Here is a 3,625-nt window from a genome sequence, read left to right on the forward strand (position 1 = left end):
GAACATGTGCATCATTGCCTCCAGCTCTGGCGAATCACTCACCTGAATCGAATCACAAATGATGAAAGTGCCACCGGGCTTAAGCACCCGATAGCATTCCTCGATCGCTTTTTGGCGTACCGCCGGGGGCAGTTCGTGGAATAAGAAGACACAGGTAACGGCATGGAAGTAGTTATCCACATAGGGCAACTCTTCAATATTGCCTTGAAGTAACTGCACCAGTGAGCCTGGTAGATCGGCAAGCTGTTCGTTAGCTTTGCGAAGATAGGCTTCTGAAAGATCTACACCATATAACGAAGCTTGCGGCAACATCGCCCGCACACCGCGTAATGTCCGCGCGGTACCACAAGCAGTATCCAGAATCCGAATTTGCTTAGCAGGAACATCACTAAAAGCTTTCAAGCCAGCTTTGAGTGGAGCTAAGATCCGACGGCGCATGGCATCGGCACTCCCACCAAATAAAATCTCAACTTGCAAATCGTACAGGTTGGCAGAGAGATCGCTCAAGTAGCCACCAGTTTGATGGTGAAAATTTTGCACGTAATAGCTAGGATAGCCTTCAGTCTCGATCGAGCGATCGAAATCCTGATATTTTTTTCCATCAGCACGCGCCCAAATGCTCGGCATGTCAGCGAGGAGGGAAGGATACTGACGAAGATAATCCGCCCAAGGCTCATCGAAAAGTAAGCTAGTGGGATAGATGCCGTTTTCAGCATCTTGCCAATCGGTAGCTTGCAAATCGTTGACGCGTTGCTGAAGTTTGGCAATCAATTCTGGCGGTACCGGAATCATCGGTAGATCGTTGGGCTTGAATGCCTTCCGCGCCTGAATGCTAGCAGTTTTGTGGGCGAAGCTCAGGTAGCTCTTGCCTTGTTGAAGCGTTTGGTAAGTTAGCTTGGTGAGGGTGTCAGCCATGTCTGCGAAATTCTTTTTTATAAAAGTATTGTAAACAAATCTAACGAATCTCAGCGAGTTTGTAAATTAAATGCAGCGATTATTTAGGCGATTAGGCAAGTGCGTCTTCAGGTGTCCATTCTCACCAGATTGCCTCATCCTTACCTGCTAGTAGTAAGCAGTTCGAGCTGTGGAAATCGATCGCATTGTTGTTGTTACCGCGAATATTGCCAATCCCGAACACCGCAGATGGATTGTGTTACCATCAGGGGAAATAGGTATTGACATCCTAAAGTAGACATGAGCAAAGTGCTGGTGTTAAATGCTTCCTACGAGCCGCTGAACATTACTGGTTGGCGACGTGCGGTAATCTTGATGCTCAAGGGGAAAGCAGAACAAGTCGAACACAATGGCAAATATTTATACCGAGACTTTCCCTTACCAACGGTGATTAGGTTGCGGCACTATGTAATGGTGCCCTATCGCGAAATTCCCCTCACCCGCCGGACTGTACTCAACCGCGACAATCACTCTTGTCAGTACTGTGGTTATAAAGGCGATGGCTTGACGCTAGATCATGTGATGCCCCGATCGCGCGGCGGCCCAGATACGTGGGAAAATTTGATTACGGCGTGTATGCGGTGCAATGTCAAAAAGGGCAACCGCACGCCCAAGGAAGCGAATCTACAGCTTTATACTCAGCCGCGCCGACCGTATAGTAGTCTGCACTATGAGGCAGCTACTCAAATTAATAATGGCGCTCATACGGAGTGGCGGAAGTATATTATCGGGATTTAAGAAGATGTCTGGAAATATGGACAGCATCGTTGGCGTTGGCGTAGCCTGTCGTAGGCACAGCCTACCAGAGGTAATCTGTTGATACTAGCTTTGGTAGTAATCCCCTCAATTCCCCATAAAAAGTTATTTTATTCTGCACACACAAGTCTGTTGGAGATGATGCGTAGTCCTTTACCCCACCCCAGCCCTCCCCTTATAAAGGGGAGGGAGCAAAAGCCCCCCCTTTATAAGGGGGGGTTGGGGGGTAAGCCCACTAAAAACGTAGCAGTTAGACGCATCCATTCATCCTCCTAACCACTTGCCTTCAAGTGTTGCTTGGCTTGTTGCCAGAGCGATTCTAGTTCGGTAATAGAATAATCGGTTAATGGTCGATCGATATAGCGTTCCATTTGGGTAATGCGATCGATAAATCTTTGATTGGTACCGCTCAAGCCTCGCTCTGGATCGAGTTTACACCATCGGGCGAGATTGACGATGGTAAATAATAAATCTCCCAATTCAGTTTCTTGATGTGCGAGATCGGGCGTGGCAAGTGCTTCTTTAAGTTCGCCTAACTCTTCCTCAAACTTTTCCCACACGCCATCGATATTTTCCCACTCAAATCCCATCGCCGCAGCACGATTGGAGATCTTCATCGCCGCAGTTAGAGGCGGTAACTTCTCTGTATAACTACTCAATTTATCGCTGAGCAATTCGGTAGTCTTGCCTTTTTCGATCGCTTTTATTTCTTCCCAATTAGCTCGCACATCCTCTACCCCCGATACTTTCACATCCCCAAATACATGCGGATGACGGCGGATGAGTTTTTCACTGATGCTTTGAGCGACATCGGCTAAGGTAAATTGCCCTGCTTCGCTAGCAAGTTGCGATTGTAAGACTACTTGCAACAATAAGTCTCCCAATTCTGACACGATCGCGTCTCGATCGCCACTCCGAATCGCATGTACCGCCTCGTAAGCTTCCTCGACGATATAAGGTGTCAAACTCTCAGGTGTCTGCGCCAAATCCCAGGGACAACCCTCATCGGGATCTCGCAATTTAGCAACTACATCGATTAAGGATTGAAGTGAGGTGAGGATAGGAGTAGCATCGGGATTTGTCATACAGTCGCTCTAGTTAATTTATAAACAGCCGGACGATCGTGAGTTATCTAAATAGCATAGAAATATCTCAAACCCTAGTCGGGTGCAATCTCTATTCTATGCCCCTAAACTATGCTGGCGGCAAGTTAGGAGCTTGAGAATGTGATAAAGCTAATAACTCTTGCCTGAATAAATAAGAGATTTAGCTTCGACCGTCATGAGAGGGGCTAAAGTAAGAGCAAGGATTACAGCGTTTCTTAACACGAGTTTACACCTATCCTGATTACACTCCTAGTTGAGCTAATTTAATTATCTTCAAATATCTCTTCGTCTATGAGTACATCTTGTTCCTCTGCTTCGACGTTAAATTCAAGACGACTTTGTAAAACTATTTCTTCAATTACTGCTATTCCCCTACCCAGTTCCAAAACCACGTCGAAACGATTCATTAATTCTGGGATATTTATCACCTCCTCTATAGATTCTATGTATCTTTTGACGATGGCTTTCACCTTATATATTGAAGTAGCTTGCTCTTGGACTTTACTTATAATTTCCTTAGACGAGCGCTCGGTTTTGATGACAAATGTAATAGGATATTTTTGAACTTTGTCGATATCTAAAAAATATTTTCTTGCATCGATAGTCTCTGTTACTTGAAAGAATCTTCCAAGAGGTTTCATGACAAAATCTAGTCCTCCATCGTTTGCATTTGTACGGCCAGTTTTGTATAGAGTTAAATATTCAGCATTTAGTTTCTCAAGTGACCATCCCCAATATATTTTTTGATCTCCATAATACTCTTTTAGAATTGCATAACTTACAATTTCAAAAACTCTTGCATCTACATT

3 protein-coding genes and 1 pseudogene are annotated in these 3,625 nt (G+C 45.1%); 1 reads left to right on the top strand and 3 read right to left on the bottom strand.

The annotated features are described in order from the left end of the window. Positions 1 to 915: class I SAM-dependent methyltransferase (locus RMO52_RS02875; RefSeq protein WP_310410698.1), on the bottom strand; the 915-nt coding region annotated here is incomplete at its 3' end. A gap of 279 nt (positions 916 to 1,194) precedes the next feature. Between RMO52_RS02875 and RMO52_RS02880 the strand changes: the two genes are divergently transcribed. Continuing rightward, positions 1,195 to 1,692, top strand: a complete 498-nt coding sequence (locus RMO52_RS02880; protein WP_310410700.1) for an HNH endonuclease — start codon at positions 1,195 to 1,197, stop codon at positions 1,690 to 1,692. A gap of 290 nt (positions 1,693 to 1,982) precedes the next feature. Here RMO52_RS02880 and mazG read toward each other — a convergent pair whose 3' ends face one another. Both mazG and RMO52_RS02890 read right to left on the bottom strand, forming a co-directional pair. Further along, a complete protein-coding gene (mazG, locus tag RMO52_RS02885) occupies positions 1,983 to 2,795 on the bottom strand; it encodes a nucleoside triphosphate pyrophosphohydrolase (protein WP_310410702.1) in 813 nt (270 codons plus the stop codon). A 284-nt stretch (positions 2,796 to 3,079) separates the two neighbouring features. Then, a pseudogene (locus RMO52_RS02890) lies at positions 3,080 to 3,625 on the bottom strand (restriction endonuclease); the annotation flags it as partial.

This window comes from Chamaesiphon sp. OTE_8_metabat_110 (assembly GCF_031382685.1).
In the GTDB taxonomy this organism is placed as follows: domain Bacteria; phylum Cyanobacteriota; class Cyanobacteriia; order Cyanobacteriales; family Chamaesiphonaceae; genus Chamaesiphon.